Source organism: Gardnerella coleohominis (genome assembly GCF_002896555.1).
GTDB lineage: Bacteria > Actinomycetota > Actinomycetes > Actinomycetales > Bifidobacteriaceae > Bifidobacterium > Bifidobacterium vaginale_F.
Map to the genome: position 1 here is coordinate 26434 of NZ_MNLH01000001.1, position 16061 is coordinate 42494.

Annotated in this window: 10 protein-coding genes; 6 read left to right on the forward strand and 4 right to left on the reverse strand. The window is 40.3% G+C overall.

From position 1 onward, the window contains the following. Position 1: 1 nt before the first annotated feature. The 5 genes from BFS05_RS00090 (at position 2) to dnaG (ending at position 7782) form a co-directional block, all read left to right on the forward strand. Positions 2-859 carry an ABC transporter permease gene (locus tag BFS05_RS00090; protein WP_180978556.1) on the forward strand — a complete coding sequence of 286 codons (858 nt, stop codon included), beginning with the start codon at positions 2-4 and terminating at the stop codon, positions 857-859. After that, positions 849-2588, forward strand: coding sequence for an ABC transporter ATP-binding protein (locus BFS05_RS00095; protein ID WP_103084057.1), 1740 nt, complete (start codon positions 849-851; stop codon positions 2586-2588). Before BFS05_RS00090 ends, BFS05_RS00095 begins: the two co-directional genes overlap by 11 nt. A gap of 118 nt (positions 2589-2706) precedes the next feature. Beyond that, positions 2707-4077, forward strand: a complete 1371-nt coding sequence (gene alr, locus BFS05_RS00100; protein ID WP_103084058.1) for an alanine racemase — start codon at positions 2707-2709, stop codon at positions 4075-4077. Between the two features lie 74 nt (positions 4078-4151). Then, on the forward strand, positions 4152-5435 hold the full coding sequence (locus BFS05_RS00105) for a deoxyguanosinetriphosphate triphosphohydrolase (RefSeq protein WP_103084059.1): 1284 nt from the start codon (positions 4152-4154) through the stop codon (positions 5433-5435). Positions 5436-5574: 139 nt separating this feature from the next. Beyond that, positions 5575-7782, forward strand: a complete 2208-nt coding sequence (gene dnaG / locus BFS05_RS00110) for a DNA primase (RefSeq protein ID WP_103084060.1) — start codon at positions 5575-5577, stop codon at positions 7780-7782. A gap of 343 nt (positions 7783-8125) precedes the next feature. On the opposite strand, the gene BFS05_RS00115 is transcribed toward dnaG, so the two are convergent. The 4 genes from BFS05_RS00115 to gnpA all read right to left on the reverse strand — a co-directional run bounded on the left by BFS05_RS00115 (position 8126) and on the right by gnpA (position 14379). After that, positions 8126-9070: an ROK family protein gene (locus tag BFS05_RS00115; protein ID WP_103084061.1), complete on the reverse strand. Its 945-nt coding sequence runs from the start codon at positions 9068-9070 to the stop codon at positions 8126-8128. A gap of 141 nt (positions 9071-9211) precedes the next feature. Then, the gene (locus tag BFS05_RS00120; RefSeq protein WP_103084062.1) at positions 9212-10816 is read right to left on the reverse strand and encodes a galactose-1-phosphate uridylyltransferase; all 1605 of its coding nucleotides are present in this window, start codon (positions 10814-10816) and stop codon (positions 9212-9214) included. Positions 10817-10937: 121 nt separating this feature from the next. After that, entirely contained in the window at positions 10938-12020 is a 1083-nt protein-coding gene (locus BFS05_RS00125; protein WP_103084063.1) for a phosphotransferase enzyme family protein, read from the reverse strand. A 109-nt stretch (positions 12021-12129) separates the two neighbouring features. After that, entirely contained in the window at positions 12130-14379 is a 2250-nt protein-coding gene (gnpA, locus tag BFS05_RS00130) for a 1,3-beta-galactosyl-N-acetylhexosamine phosphorylase (protein WP_103084064.1), read from the reverse strand. Positions 14380-14935: 556 nt separating this feature from the next. Between gnpA and BFS05_RS00135 the strand changes: the two genes are divergently transcribed. Next, entirely contained in the window at positions 14936-16051 is a 1116-nt protein-coding gene (locus BFS05_RS00135) for an ROK family protein (RefSeq protein WP_258004154.1), read from the forward strand. Positions 16052-16061: the final 10 nt, after the last annotated feature.

A 16061-nucleotide genomic window follows, 5' to 3' on the forward strand; every position in this document is an offset into this window, starting at 1 on the left:
AATGTTAAAGATTTTGAATCGCATTTGGCACGCAAGTTGCGGAAAATTTGTTTGCATAGTTTTAAGTTTATGGTTGATAGTTTCTGCTATTTCTGTGTTCTGGACTCCTTATCCTTTGCTTGCAACAAACGGTAATAACGTGTGGCAAAATCCTTCTTTTAATCATTGGCTTGGTACTGATGGCGCGGGTGCGGATACTCTTAGCTGGATTATGGCTGGTTCCAGTATGGAATTATTGCTTGTTATTTGCACTGTATGCGTTGCTATTTCTATTGGATTTGGCTTATTGGGTTTGATGATTGCAAAATCGCCTTTAATTCAGGGAGCTTCTGTAATAATTGTTGACGCGTTAATTTCAATACCTACTGTGCTTATAGCTCTTATTTTGGTTGTGCCGCTTGGAACTACAGTTATCGTGATTATACTGGCATGCGGTATAGGTTATGGTTTGAATTTAGCTCGTATTATTCGTCCAAGTGCTCAGCTGGTTTTGCAATCAGATTACGTAAATTTTGCGCTTTCGCAAGGCGCGTCTAGGAATCGTGTGATTTTTCGACATGTTATTCCAAATATTATGCCTGTAGCAATGGTGCAGATTTCGCTTTCTGCTGGAACTGTGATTTTGGCTGAAAGTGGCTTAACGTATTTGGGTATTGGTGTTCCTTCAGGGGTTCCTAGCTGGGGACGAGTCTTGTCTACTTCTGTTTCGTTGATTCATGTAAATCCTTTATCGGTTGTCTGGCCTGGATTGGTTGTTACGCTGGTTGTTGTTGCTCTAAATCTTTTAGGTGATGTATTGCGCAAAGTTTTAGATCCTTCATCAAAAAGTACGAATAAAGTAGGGGAAAATGAGCGTTGATATTCAAAATCTTAGTGTGAAATTTGGCAATGTAAGCATATTAAATAACGTAACGCTTAGGATTGAGGATGGCGAAAGAGTTGGATTAATCGGATCTTCCGGATCTGGAAAATCGATGCTTATTCGAGCGATAACTGGATTACTGCCGTCAAATGCTGAAGTTTCAGGTTCTTGCATGCTTGGCAATATTCAAACTGTTAAAGCAAAGGAAGAGAGTTTAGCGAATCTTCGCGGAAAATACGTTGGAGTAGTATTTCAGCAGGCTAATCGCGCGCTAAATCCTTTGCTGACAGTAGAACAGCAGGTTTCTTTGCCGCTTCGCATACATTATCGTCTGAATGCGGATGACGTGCATAATCGCGTTATTTCAATGCTAGAGAAGGTTGGATTATCAAGCAAATTAGCATCTAAACGCACGTTTGAGCTTTCTGGAGGTCAGCAGCAGCGAGTTGGTATTGCTACAGCTTTGATTACGTCTCCGCGTTTGATTTTGGCTGATGAGCCTACTACTGCGCTTGATTCGGTTACTCAGAGTGAAGTTGTGCGAATGCTTACTTCGCTTGTGGACGATATGGGCGCTTCAATGCTTTTTGTAACTCATGATTTTTCGGTGCTTTCGCGTGCTGCTAATCGTTGTTATGTGCTTGATTCTGGGCGTGTGATCGATAGTGAAAATGTTAAGAATTTGCTTGATAATCCGCGTATTTCTTCGACTAAGCAATTAGTGGATGCAGCTAGAAAATTGACTTTGCGAGCGCAAAATTTGGGTTCATTAAACGAGGGTTCTGATTTAGATTCGTTAAGAGCTGGTTCTGATTCGAGTACCGATTTGGGTTCTGATTCGACTTCTGAAAACAAAGGTACCGATTTGGGTTCTGATTTAGATTCGTTAAGCGAGAGTTCCAAAAAATCAAATACCATCAATGCCAGTAGCGAAGAAAATGCGCTTATAACGGCAAAAAATGTTCACGTGATATTGGGTTCGGCGAAAAATCGTTTAGAAGTATTAAAAGGTATTGATGCGCATGTTTGCGCAGGTGAATCTTTAGCGATTATTGGAGGATCTGGATCCGGCAAAACAACTCTTATACGCGCTATGCTTGGGCTTGAAACTCTTTGCGAAGGCAATGTTACCTATTGCGGTGAAGTCGTAAATAATCCTAATTTATCAAAAGTAAATAAAAATGCTTATACGCTTATTAGACGAGAATCCTCGCTTGTGTTCCAGCATCCGTTTGCGGCATTAGATCCGCGCTGGACTGTGAGAGAAAGCGTGGCAGAGCCTTTAAAAATCTGGCGTAAGCAATTAAATATTGATGCTGAAACAATTAATAACAAGGTAGACGAAACGTTGAAATTAGTTGGATTAAATCCTTCTGTTTTCGCAAAAAGATACCCTCACGAACTTTCTGGCGGTCAAGCTCAATGCGTGGCGATTGCGAGAGCTTTAATCAACAATCCGCGAGTTTTAGTAGCCGATGAGCCGATGAGTGCTATCGATGTTGCTGAACGAATTAGAATACTTGACGCTTTTGCAAGAATTCGATCTGAGCGCAAAAACATGGCTTGCATATTCGTTAGTCACGATTTGGGTATGATCGGGCATTTAGCAACGCGCGTTATGGTTATTAATGAAGGAAAACTTGTGGAATCAGGTAGAGTGAGTGACGTGCTTAATAATCCTAAGCATTCTTATACTCAAGCTCTTGTAAACGCAGCAATAATGTAAATTCTAATATTTCAGCTTTTGCTTCCTACAGTCTAATATAGTTACATATATACAAAGTGCATGCGAATTTGAAGGTTTGCGATTGAAGTTGTGCAATCGAAGGGAATAAGGGAATAATATGAGCGAAAATAAGCAGCAAAGTGAGTTTGTAAATAATGAAGTACTTGCTGAAAACTATGCTCGCGCGTTAAGCGTATACCCTGGGCAGGTAATTGTCGATTTGAAGGCGCTTCGAGACAATATGCGCACTTTGGTTGCGCGAGTTAGTCAAGATTTGCAGCCTGGTCAGAATGCGCCGGAAGTTATGGGAGTCGTAAAAGCAGACGGATATGGTCACGGGCTTATTCCTAGTGCGCTCGCAGCTTTAGCTGGAGGTGCTACTTGGCTTGGCACAGCTCAACCGTACGAAGCGTTACGTTTGCGTGCGGCTGGTATTGATTCCAGCCGTTGTCATATTCTCACTTGGCTTACTAGCGCTCCAACTACGAGATTTGCAGATCTAATTACAGAGAATATCGATATTTCAGTAGGCTCTATTGACTCGCTTAATGCTGTAGCTTTTGCTGCACGAAAGTTAGGTAAACATGCGCGCGTGCACGTAAAAGTCGATACTGGTTTTGGACGAAACGGTTTCACTCCAGAAGGTTTTAGTGCCGCTTTAGAAAAATTGCAACAATACTCTAACGAAGGCGTGATTGAGGTTATTGGTCAATGGAGTCACTTAGCTGTGGCAGATTCTCCTGATGTTCCGGAATTTGTAGATGCAACTGACAGGCAAATCCAACAATTCCACGAGTTTACAAAACGAATGAAAGAAGCATCGGTTGCTCCTAAAATCCGTCATTTAGCGAATACTGCTGCAACGCTTAATCGTCCTGAAATTCGTTTTGAGCTTGTTCGACCAGGAATTGGTTTGTATGGATACGAGCCGGATCCTGCAATGGGGGATTCACAAACTTATGGGTTGCAACCAGCTATGACGCTTCAAGCGCAACTTGGCACTGTAAAAGCTGTAGAAGAAGGGCATGGAATTTCCTACGGGCGCACGTATTTAACTCCAAATAATACGAGTACTGCTATTGTGCCGCTTGGTTACGCTGATGGTATTTTGCGTTCTGCTTCAGGATTTGATATGCAAGGTGCGCGTCATGTTGATAAGCCGGGCGGACCAGTGAGAGTGGAAACCAATAAGGGCGCTCGAATTTTGAACGTTTCAGGGCGAGTTTGCATGGATCAGTTCATAGTTGATTTAAAAGGCGATGCTGCAGAGTTAGGCGTTCGTGAAGGCGATACTGTAACGCTTTTTGGACCTGGAAGAGGCGTGGAATTTGCTGAGCCTACTGCAGACGATTGGGCAGAAGCTGCAGGGACAATCAGCTACGAAATCATGACTGGAATCGGGCCTCGCGTGCCGCGGCTTTACCGCAACGCTTACGAAGTGCTATCTTCTAGCGATATTGCAAGATTGGATGCAAAAAGTCTTATATAGTTTGTTGCTGCTTGATTTTTAGAAGGTTAATAAAGGTTAATAATAGCCTTAATTGCAAATAAAAGAGGTGTTGTATGTGCGACGAAGTAATTGCATCAGATAATGAAGTCGTTGGCGAATACGATTTGCACGACACTGAGCGTTGGGCGAGTGAGCCTCATCATACGCGTGTTCGTACTCCTTTTGAGCGTGATCGTGCGCGAATCATACACTCTTCTGCATTGCGTCGACTCGGAGCAAAAAGTCAGGTTTTAGTTGCAGGATCGGATGATTTTGTGCGTACTCGTTTGACGCATACTTTGGAAGTTGCTCAAATTGGTAGGCAAATTGCGGCAATGCTTGGATGCGACCCGGATGTTGTTGATTGCGCTTGCTTATCACACGACTTGGGGCATCCTCCTTTTGGTCATAACGGCGAACGCGTGCTTGCACAAATAGCGAAAAATATTGGCGGTTTTGAAGGTAACGCCCAAACCCTCCGCTTACTTACGCGCTTGGAGCCGAAAGTTTTTCGAGAAAATGGCAGTAGTGCAGGGGTTAATCTTACTCGAGCAGCATTAGACGCTACTGTAAAGTATCCGTGGGGATTGGATGAAGCAAAAGCGCACGATAAAGGTGAGCGTGATTTGAAATTCTGCGTTTATCCAGATGATCGCGACGTGTTTGAATGGCTGAAAATTGGTGCTCCTAAAAACTCGCGTCCAATGGAATGCCAAATAATGGATCTTTCAGATGATATTGCTTATAGCGTGCACGATATTGAGGATGCGATTGTTGTAGGCGCTTTTAACACACAATGCGTATCGGATCCTTCTTTAGCGGACAGTGTTATTGAAGATACTCATGCATGGTATGGAAAGCAATGGGATTGCGATAAGCTTTTAGCAGCTTTTCAACGTTTGCGTAAGCTTAATGTTTTTCCGGAAAATTTCGACGGTTCACGCAGATCTTTAGCTAAGTTAAAAAATATAACAAGTATGCTTATAGGACGTTTTGCTGTTTCTGTTGAAAAAGCAACTCGTGAAAAATATGGCGATGGGGCGTTAATCAGATATCGTGCGAATGTTGTGATTCCAGAAAACACGAGTTATGAAATGGTTATGCTAAAAAGTTTAGCTGTTCATTTTATTATTGCTCCTCGCGAGCGTGAGTTTTATAGGCGTGAGCAGAAAATCATTACCGATTTAGTGGAAGTTTTTATGAGTAAATCTCCTCGTCCGCACGATGCTATGGAAGAAGTATTCGTAGGGGATTGGAACGAGTGCACTAATGACGATGAGCGGCTTAGAGTGGCTATTGACCAGGTTGCAAGTCTTACAGACGGTTCTGCTACAACTCTTCACGCTGCCTTGTGCTAAGTCGTGCTGCTTTGTGCTAAGAGTGTTGGGTTAAGTGCGTTGTGCTGAATGTATTGTGAGCGTAGATTTGTTCCTAAGATTCTTCGAAGTAATCAGTGTTGTAATTAATTAACTAAGCTTTAAGATATAGTGAATAATTATGGCTGGAATCATTTCGCAAAAAGATATTGAGCGTGTACGCGCAACAGCAGATTTATACGATATTGTGTCTGCAACTGTTACGCTAAAAACCGCTGGAACTGGTTCATTTGTAGGCCTATGCCCATTCCACGATGAAAAGACGCCAAGTTTTAACGTTCGACCTGCTTTAGGCGTATGGCATTGCTTTGGATGCGGATTAAGCGGAGACGTATTTGCTTACGTTGAGCAAAAAGAGAATATTGATTTTCGTGAAGCAGTTGAATTGCTAGCAGATCGATATCACATTGAATTGCATTATGAAAATAGCAAAGATGATACAGATCAATCTCACGTAGGAACTAAACGCGCTCGTTTGCTAGAGGCAAATGATGCAGCTCAAGAATTTTTCGTTAAAAATCTGCTTATTCCAGAAGCATCTCCAGCGCGTAAATTATTAGCAGGACGTAATTTTACTCAAGCTCAAAGTGAGCGATTCGGATGCGGATATGCTTTGCAAGGTTGGGATAATCTTGTACGATACTTATCTTCACGCGGTTTTACGCATCAAGAATTATTAGACGCTGGATTAGCTCGTAGAGGTCAGCGAGGAGTTTACGATTACTTCAGAGGACGCCTTACATGGCCAATTCGTGATTCTACAGGCAGAACTTTAGGATTTGGCGCTCGCAAACTTTACGACGACGATTCTATTAGTGCAAAATATATTAACACTCCTGATACTGCGCTTTATCGTAAAAATCAAGTTTTATATGGTATAGATATTGCGAAACCAAATATTGTTGCAAAGCGACAAGTTGTTATAGTTGAAGGCTATACGGATGTTATGGCCTGTCATTTAGCAGGGATTGATACGGCTGTAGCAACATGCGGTACTGCTTTTGGAGCTGAGCATGCGAAAATGGTCCGTCGCTTAATAGCGGATGATTCTTTAGGTGGTATTCAGCTTGTTGGGCCTCTTAATGTTAAAGGGCAAAACATAAGTTCGCGTATTGTTTTTACTTTCGACGGTGATGCTGCTGGCCAAAAGGCTGCGATTCACGCTTTCGGCTTAGATTCAGCGTTTTTGACTCAAACTTTTGTTGCTGTAGCGGATAATAATCTCGATCCTTGCGATTTACGTATTCAGCGTGGCGATGAAGCTGTTAGAGCGCTTATCGATAGTGCAAGTCCGCTTTATGATTTTGTTATAAATACAGTTATACGTCGTTTTGATACAACTTATTCAACTGGCCAGATGGGTGCTGTAAAAGCTGTTTCTCCTTTAGTCGCTCAAATTAGAGACAAGTCTTTGCTTGATATGTATACGCGTAAAGCAGCGCGATTTATTGGCATTGATTTATCTATTATGAGACGTGAAGTTGATTCTGCTAGAAGACGATTGCACGTGCGCACAGAGGACGCATATGCTCCAAGATTTATGACAGAATCAGCATACTCTGGGGGAGCATACGCATCTTCTGAATCTAATTCAGGATCTGCTTCTCAAGGATTTAATCCTCTTAAAACGTATGCTATTAATCCCGCCGATAAAATGGCTATGATGCGTGAAGCGTATAAATCTCAAAGCTATTATCGTGTTGATGATGCTGTTTTCATGTGTGAGCAACAATTTATGGCGATGCTAGTGCAAATGCCTTTAGCTTTCCAAGAAAAGCTATTAACGCGTTTGACTTTGAATAATTTTATTACGCCAATTTTTAGAACGATTTTCCAAGCATTTATTGCTGCAGACGGATTTCCTCAGCCAAATATAAGTCAAGGACTTTGGTTGCATAAGCTTATGAAAGCTGGGGGGCCTATGCTTGAATCAGTTATTACTGAACTTGCTGTTATGCCGTTGCCGCTTCCTTCAGCTCGTCGTGAAGATTACAATGCGTCGATTGGCGGTCAATATTCTAATCAATCTCAATCTTCTTCATTGCAGCAATATGAAAATGGCCAAAATATTCAAATTGGCAATGCTAAAAGTCAGATTGGTTCTCCGGCAGATATGCTTAGAAAGCCAAACGAAGCTGAATCGCAATATGCTAATGAGCTGCTTATAAAACTTTTAGACATTGGATACATGCGTTGCATTGGTGCTGCAAAAATGCGAATGGCCAAATTGCAAGATGGCCAAGAAAAGTTGAATCTTCTTGGCCAAATCAGCTCTATGGAAGCTGAGCGCAAAAATCTTAAAGCGAGCGTTTTTAGTTCAAATAATTAACTAGCAACTGGTCCTCCATTAGCTAGGCAGGGATTCAAGTTTTTCGCAACCAGATAAGTAAACAAAATCGGGGGAGTGTTCTTGTTTTTGTTTACTTAGACACCCAGTAAGTAAACAAAATCGGGGGAGTGTTCTTGTTTTTGTTTACCAACACGCCGGATAAGTAAACAAAATCGGGGAGGTGTTCTTGGTTTTGTTTACCAACACGCCGGATAAGTAAACAAAATCGGGGAGGTGTTCTTGGTTTTGTTTACCAACACGCCAGATAAGTAAACAAAATCGGGGAAGAGCTCTTACTTTTGTTTACTTATCCGGTTGCGAAAAACTCAGATCTTTGCCTAACCTAGGCAAAGCAATTGACGCGAGCGGATATTGCTGCTCCGAGTGCTCCAACAGGCTGATCAGATGGCACTAGCACAAGTCTTTTAGTCACATTAAGACTTTGCAAAAATGGGCATGTGCTAGCGCGATTGTTAAGCTCTTCGCAAATAATTTTAAGCAAAGGTTCGCCTGTGCGAGCCACTCCGCCTCCAATTGCAATAATTTGCGGATCGTAAGCTTGAAGCACGATTTGTACAGCATCAGCCATAGCGTGAACAACAATGTTTAGTATGCGCTTTGCATCGCAATTCCCGGCTTCAGCTTTACTGATTAAATCTGGCATAGCAGGATTGGCGGAAGGCCATAAACGAGATATTGCGCCGCCTGAAGCTACTGTTTCTAAGCATCCTTTTTGTCCGCAAGGGCATGGGAACATATTACCGTCTACGGGTATGTGCCCGATTTCCCCTATAGCGCCACTAAAACCGTGTAAAGCTTTACCTGATTTTACAACGCCAGCTGCTAATCCAGTGCCAAAGTTTAGCATAACAATAGTTGAATCAGGATCGTTATATAAAGCATTGTTATCTGTGTTGACTAAGCTAGCTGCTCCAACGGCTGCAGCATTCACATCGTTTTCAACATGTACGCAAGAGCCGTATGCTTCGCTTACTTTAGAGCCTAATTCTAAAGTAGAAATGCCTAAATTAACAACGTTTTTTACGCATCCTGTACGCCAATCAACTTGTCCCGGGATTCCAATGCCAACGGGTATAGGTTTTTCGGATAATTCTTTAGCTACTCGCGTAATATCTTCAACAACCTGTTCTTCACCTATTCTTGAAGGTATGCGTAATTCTTTTAGTACGCGATTTTGACCATCTATAATTATGCCCTCAATTTTCGTACCGCCAATGTCAATTCCGATTGTTAGATCATGCGGAACCTTCGAAGTTTGCGTATTCATAACAACTCTTTTCTATAACTTTCACACGCGTTTGTTTTGGCTTTCGAATCTATTTTGATTCGTTTTAGCTTGTTTTAGTCTGTTCGATAATCGGTTGTATTTTGCAATCATGCTTGTTTGATAATCGCATTTGATTTCAAATCATGATTCAATAAACCCTAAAGAATTAAGGAAAGCAACAAGATCCTGTTTATCTTTAAAAACAGCTGTGTTTAACAAAATTCGTTCGCATATGCTTCCGAGTTCTTCGTTAATAGCGTTTTTAATAGCATCTTTGTCTGTGTTTCCTTGCAATGATTCGCGCAATTCTTTCCAAACAAGTCCAAATTCGGATTCATTATCCGGAAGTTGAGCGGTTTTCCCAGATTCTAAAGCTTTAGCGATTTCGTTAAGCTGACGGACTAATCTTCCTGGAAGTATAAACAATCCTTGAGCTTCAATTAATCCAATAGGCTCCTGTTTTACAGCGTAATATTCAGGGTGAGCGTGGAAAATCCCATCAGGATACTCGTTGCTAACAGCGTTATTTCGGAATATAAGACTCATTTCATAGCCGCGATTAGTTTTAATAACGCTTGGAGATAAAGCTGATTGTTGATTTTGATGCTCGTCTTTTGAAGCAATATTTAATTTTGGATTATCGTAATCCACCCATGCTTTGTGAATGCGATCGCATACTTCAATAATGCTTTCGCGAGACTTAGAAACAACTCGTATAGCTGTGCCTGGCCAATCTAATATTTCAACAATCGTATTTTCATAGTTTGATATGCTGCTTGAAAGATAGTCTGAAAGTTTGTTTGAAAGGTGGAGAGTTTTTAATACCTGAGCATGATGCATTGGCATATGCTCTCCACCTCCCTGGTAATGATCGTGAGCAAGAACTGATCCTCCAATTCGTGGGAGAGCCGCATTGCATCCCAGGAAATAATGTGGAAATTCATCTACAAAATCAAGTAAATTCACGAAAGTATTTCGGTTAACAACCATAGGAGTATGTTCAGCATTCACGCAAATACCGTGCTGGTTGAAGTATCCGTAAGGAGAAAACTGCCAGAACCATTCTTTGCCTCCAAGAGTTAGAGACAATGTGCGAAGAGTGCGCTTGTTTCTGCCTGCAAATCCTTCATTTTCTCGGCAAATAGTGCACTTTGGGTAGCCTCCAGAAACGCTGTTTCCGCTGGCAGCTTTACTCATATTTTTAAATTCAGGTTTAGCTAAATTGATTGTGATAATTAGATTATGCGAGTTAAATCTAATGTTTTTATTTAAAGCAGATTGTTTAACGTAAGTATTATTTACGCAATAATCGTAAAGCCATTGTTGTGCTGCGACTGAGTTATTTTTACTTTCAATGCTTTTAAAAAGTTGTTGGATTTTAGACGGATTAGCGCTTAACAATCCCATAATCTCATCGCTATATGCTTCTTCTTGGCTTTCGTCAAGCAGATTTGCATTATAGGCTGCTTCAAAAAATCGGCGTAAAATATCATCGATTGAAGAGTTGATTTTTATTACAGAATTAGATTCTTGTGTTTCGTCACTCTTATCTGCTGATTCACATTTATTGTTTCGTTTGACTTGTGTTTCATCTAATAAGTTTGACTTATAAGAATCTAAATTAAATAAAGCAAAAATGCGATTTCTCGTGATATTTGCATCTAGTGGATCAAGTTCCAATTTTTTCTGTGCAAACATAACAAGCTCATCAATGCTTGCATACACAGCATTCAGTGCATTTGACATAATACGCCTCGTTAGTGGCTGTTATATGAGCTAATGATTTTACTTTTTTGTAAGCATTAGCTCATATTTTGCTCGAATAAGTTTTATATTTATACGCTAATATTTGCGCTTTTATTGCGATTTAGAATTGCATAATAAGATCTACTATTTCGCGTATCTGAGAGGATTTTTCTTCCATTTCTTGTACTAATTTAATTTGCGTACGAGTGCGAACTAAATTATGAGTTTCATAACGAGTTGCGAAATAAGTATCTCCTTGCAAATAATCAGTTAAGAAGCGCATGCCGCATTCCAGAGTTAACATGTTTCCTGCAATTGGCAATAACTCAGCTTCGCGCTTTGTAATATTGTTTATCTGCTCGCTAATAAATCCATGTGCGTATGCTTTGAAAAGCGTAGTGCTGAAATGAACTTTATCAATATCTTTTTCGTCTTCTAAAGCTGTTGAAGCACCAAAACGAATCGAATCGCCAAAGTCATAAAGCATGCTGCCAGGCATAATAGTATCCAAATCGATTATTGCGCGAGGCTTATGAGTAGTTGCATCCATTAAAATATTATTTAATTTAGTGTCGTTATGCGTAACTCTTAAAGGAATTTCTCCACTTTCTAAGCCCTTAGTAATAGTTGGATAAAAATCTTCGTGCAACATGTAAAAGTCGATTTCTTTTTTGCATGTTTTAGCGCGGTTAAGAGGATCTTTTTCAACAGCTTTCTTGAAATCAACAAAGCGATGAGGAGTATCGTGGAAGTGTGCGATTGTTTCAACTAATTGTGAAGCATCAAATTTAGCAAGGTAATTTTGGAAACTACCGAAAGCAGCACCAGCATCTCTGAAAACTTCAGGATCTGGAACTAAATCGTAAGAAATAGTGTTCTCAATAAACGCATACATTCTATACATTTCAGGCTTATCGCTGTTTTCGTAATACTCGTAATAGCTATTGCCGTCACGAGTTGGTATGATTTCCAACGTTTCTTGTCCCTGCGCGCGTAAGAAGCTCGTAACTAATTTAATATTTCGCATTAAATTAGCAGTATCAGGGAAAATGTCTGTATTCATTTTTTGCAAAATGTATCGACGCTTTGGAGTAACAGCTAAATAGGTAGTGTTTATATGACCGCTGCCATAAGGGGTAATTGTGCTAAAAGATTCTTCAACGTCAAATTGTTGTGCAATTTCGTGTAATGTTTCGTTATCCATAATAAATTTTCTTTCTGTGAAAATACACACTGAGCCGCAAGCTGCATTGCAAGCAGCTCAATGTGTTAACTGACAAATCATTGTAGAGTGTGTTGCGTTGAGAGAGAAACTACAATGTTTGCCAGGCGATGGCGCTTGGATCAAGATGGAATTGATCGAGAGTGCCATCTGCTCTTTGTACGGTTGTATTTTGTGGTTTATCTGTATTGTTGATAACGCAATACAGATTCTCTTGAGGGAAGTGAGCTACTTCGCATTCTGGGTTAGTTGAACTCCATGCAGCGTACAAACTTTCCTTATGACTTGCGTAGAAAAGTATGCGTTCTAAAAGTCGAGCGTTAACAGCTGAATAAGGAAGACCAGAAATATAAACTCCTCGTCCTTTACCATAATTGTTTGCTGCAAGCTGAACTTCTCCGTTATCGGCACGCAATACTTCAACGTTTTCGTTAATAGGATAAGTGTTCAAAATTGCTTCACCGAAATCAATATCATTCAACGAAGCTGGCTGGCCTCCGCCGCAACCGCTAAGAGCAATAGCGCGATTACTATTTGCTTCTTCAATCTTCGCTGCATCTGTTGGAATATCTTCTGTAATAAAGTGTGAAGTAACTAAAGCAGGGAAGTACTTATCGATTGAAAGAGTTTGGAAACGCTCTTCGTCAACTCCGAAAACGTCAGCTAGCTTGAAGAATCTGCTATCGTTTGCTTTATAGTAAGAGCTTGGTTCTCCAACACCAATCATGCCGCCGCCGTTTTGCGTCCACGTGCGCAAAATTTCTACGAGTTGTGGATTTTGCCAAACTTCGCCGCCACTGTATGAAGTGTTTACTGGTCCTCCTGTGATTATTACGTCAATATCGCTATCGACTCCATTAGTTAAGACATCGTCAAAACTAATGAATCTCACATTTACTCTCATGCCAGAAAGTGCTTCGAGAATGCCATAGTATGAGCGTGTTTGCTTATTTGGAAGAGCGTGAGCAACTGTATAAGCCATCCACGAACGCATGCTACCCCAGGCGTTAAGAATAGCAACGTTTAATTCTCCTTCAGCTGCATGACCGTGAGTTTTATCGTGAATATCGCGGAATTCGTTTGCAATATTCGTAACAGTGTCAACGAACTTAGGGAATTTTGCAGCTAGAGATAAGTATCCGCCGTAACCCATTCGAGAAATAGGAGAGCGAAGAATAGCTCTACGGGCTTTACGCCAATTATCTAAACCTTCAATACTAGGATCGTTTCCTTCATAGAAAGTATCAGGGAAGAAGTATGGAAGGAATCTGCCTTCAGTGTATTTAACTCCTGGAATATCAGCAATCATGCGCGTTGTAGTTCCGTCTCCAATAGAACCAACTACAGCGTCAAGTCCAAGTTTTTCGAATCCTTCTTTATAAGGTTCTGTTCCAATCCACTGGTCTCCAAGGAACATCATGGCTTCTTTGCCGTGTGCATGAGCCATATCCACCATTGTTTTTACGTTTTCGCGCACAAAACGTGTTGTGAAATCAATCCAGTCTCGCTGTGCTTTTCGTGGGCAACGCCATGCTGAATTGTATGATCCTGCGTCAACGAAATCTTCTGGGCGAAGTCTATAGCCGTATTCGCTTTCAAAATCGTCAAGCGCTTTAGGAGATACTGTGCAAGAGCATCCAAACCAATCAACTACTTTTTCTCTATGCGATTCGTCGAAAAGAAGTGTGAATTGATAGAAGAATGTTGTAAATCGTACTACGTCTGTTTGAGGATTGTCTTTAAGCCACTTTTCAAAGGTTCGCATTACGAAATCGCGAGTTTTTTCATGATAAATATCGAATGGAATCTCATGCTCTTTATCTCCCCAATTATTTGTGAGGTGATTATACATTTCGACAGGATCCCAAATGATATAAGCCAGGAATGATGCCGTGTATTCATGCATTGGGATTGTGTTATTTACTATTACGCTGTGCGAAGATGGGTCCACGCTCCAGGATTCGCTTGGTAAAACTTCTCCTGTAGTGCGGTCTATTACTTCCCAATACTTATGAGGGTCGGCATCATAATTTGGAGTTAATTGTTCAACAAAGAAACGATCCATAAGAGGTATAACTGTGCTACTTGATTGCGCTAGTATTCTTTCGCTTAGCAAGTAGACTTGTGGAGTTTCATCCATGTGAAGAGTTATCCACTCGTTATGGGCTCGAGTAGGGAAGTAAGCGCTGTAGATTTTCTTACCTAGGGCCAATACTTGTTCATCGAGTTGAGTTCCGTCTGAATTACGAATAGCGTCAGCGCCCCATAGCTCAGCGAGTTCTTTAGTTTTTTCTGCGAAATTTGATTCGCTTGGAAGTGTAAAACGTCCCGTTGAAGTCATAATAAATCCATCCTTTAGCTTTTATTTACATCATTGATAAATACTCGCTATGAGTTGTACAACGTATTTGCAATTTGTTATTGCACAATAGCTGAAAACATATTTACTTTTAGTGTTTAATATGTCCATCTCTCTCCTTTGTGAGATTGAATTTAATTGCTACCGCGCAATCTAAGAAAAATTGTAGCCCCTGTTATTTATTTTGTCAACGTTGATGACATAAATATTTTTTAATATTTTCAATGCAAAATAGGGCGTATTTTCAGGTTTCTTACGATTATATAAAGAATGTTATTTTATTATTTTTTGTATTTTTTTATTTTTAAGATTAGATGAGTTTTTATACGAGATTTAAGATGATTCGTGAAACAAGCTTGAAGATTGGATTTGAGATTAGCTTTGAGATTGGCTTAAAATAGCTAGTTTTGAATAATATAAACAAAAGTAAAGATTATTGACAAAATGTTTAAAAGTAATATAATGAAGTAAGCGTTTTTAAATATTACACGTAACTACAATGTGGCAGTGCTTGTGCTTTTATTTAGCGGAGGAAGAGATGAGCAATGAACTAATGAAGAAATTACCTTCAGATATTCGTGTTAATAATATTTCAGCAATTTTTAACTTGCTTTTTCCAACTATACAAATGCCACGAGTGGAATTGGGCAATAAAATCGGTCTTTCGCGAATGGCAACAAGCGAAGTAACAGGAGAGATGATACGAGATCATATTCTTCGCGAAGTTGGAGATGATATGCGTGAAGGACGTGGAAAGCGTTCAAAAGTACTGGCTATAGACACATCATATTGGAGAGTTATAGTTCTAGATTTGTCTGATTCGTACGCTTTTAAAGGCGCTATTATGGATTTGTGCGGAAGCATTATTAAGCGAATCGAAGTTTCTAGTGGAAATACTGATGAAGAAAAAGTAAATAAAATTATTGAGCTATGCCATAATCTTGCTTCTGCTACTGAAAGAAATATTTTAGGAATAGGCGTAGCGCTTGCAGGAATAGTTAATAAAGATGGGACTGTTGTAAGATCAGTGCGTCTTAATTTAACTGATTTTCCGATTAAGAAAATTATTGAAGATGCAACCGGTATCCCAACAATAGTGAGTCACGATACAAGTGTTTCGCTTGTTGCAGAAAGATTCTTCGGGCGAGCTACAGAAAATTCAATGCTTATTACAGTAAGCGGCGGAGTTGGTGCAAGTCTTTATATAAATGACAAAATCGTTAGCGGATCGACTTTTTCAGCTGGAGAAATAGGTCATATTATTGTTAATCCAGACGGCGATGTTTGCAATTGCGGTAGGAGAGGATGCTTAGAATCAGTGCTTTCTGAGCCGATTCTACGAAATCGTATAGCGGAAAATCCTGAAAATAGGGATAAAATCCTTCATGATGCAGGATGTACTTTAGGCCGTATAATGTCTGTTCCAGTAGGATTGCTTAATTTGCACGATGTTGCTATTTATGGAGCTTCAGATATTATCTGTCAATCTTTCTTGGATGGCATGCGAGAAGAATTCCATAACAATATCTCTAATGGATACTGTGAGCCTCCTGAAGTTTATAGATGCTCGCAGGGAGAAGATTTGGTTTTGCGCGGTCAGGGTGTAGAAGTTATACGTAAAATGGTTCCGATAATACATCGCGGGATTGCGTGATTTTTACAGC

Excerpts from the sequence above, each read along its gene's own strand:
- BFS05_RS00090 (WP_180978556.1), top strand. The coding sequence starts at position 2 with ATGTTAAAGATTTTGAATCGCATTTGGCACGCAAGTTGCGGAAAATTT.
- alr (WP_103084058.1), top strand. The coding sequence starts at position 2,707 with ATGAGCGAAAATAAGCAGCAAAGTGAGTTTGTAAATAATGAAGTACTT.
- BFS05_RS00095 (WP_103084057.1), top strand. The coding sequence starts at position 849 with ATGAGCGTTGATATTCAAAATCTTAGTGTGAAATTTGGCAATGTAAGC.
- dnaG (WP_103084060.1), top strand. The coding sequence starts at position 5,575 with ATGGCTGGAATCATTTCGCAAAAAGATATTGAGCGTGTACGCGCAACA.
- BFS05_RS00120 (WP_103084062.1), bottom strand. The coding sequence starts at position 10,816 with ATGTCAAATGCACTGAATGCTGTGTATGCAAGCATTGATGAGCTTGTT.
- gnpA (WP_103084064.1), bottom strand. The coding sequence starts at position 14,379 with ATGACTTCAACGGGACGTTTTACACTTCCAAGCGAATCAAATTTCGCA.
- BFS05_RS00105 (WP_103084059.1), top strand. The coding sequence starts at position 4,152 with ATGTGCGACGAAGTAATTGCATCAGATAATGAAGTCGTTGGCGAATAC.
- BFS05_RS00115 (WP_103084061.1), bottom strand. The coding sequence starts at position 9,070 with ATGAATACGCAAACTTCGAAGGTTCCGCATGATCTAACAATCGGAATT.
- BFS05_RS00135 (WP_258004154.1), top strand. The coding sequence starts at position 14,936 with ATGAGCAATGAACTAATGAAGAAATTACCTTCAGATATTCGTGTTAAT.
- BFS05_RS00125 (WP_103084063.1), bottom strand. The coding sequence starts at position 12,020 with ATGGATAACGAAACATTACACGAAATTGCACAACAATTTGACGTTGAA.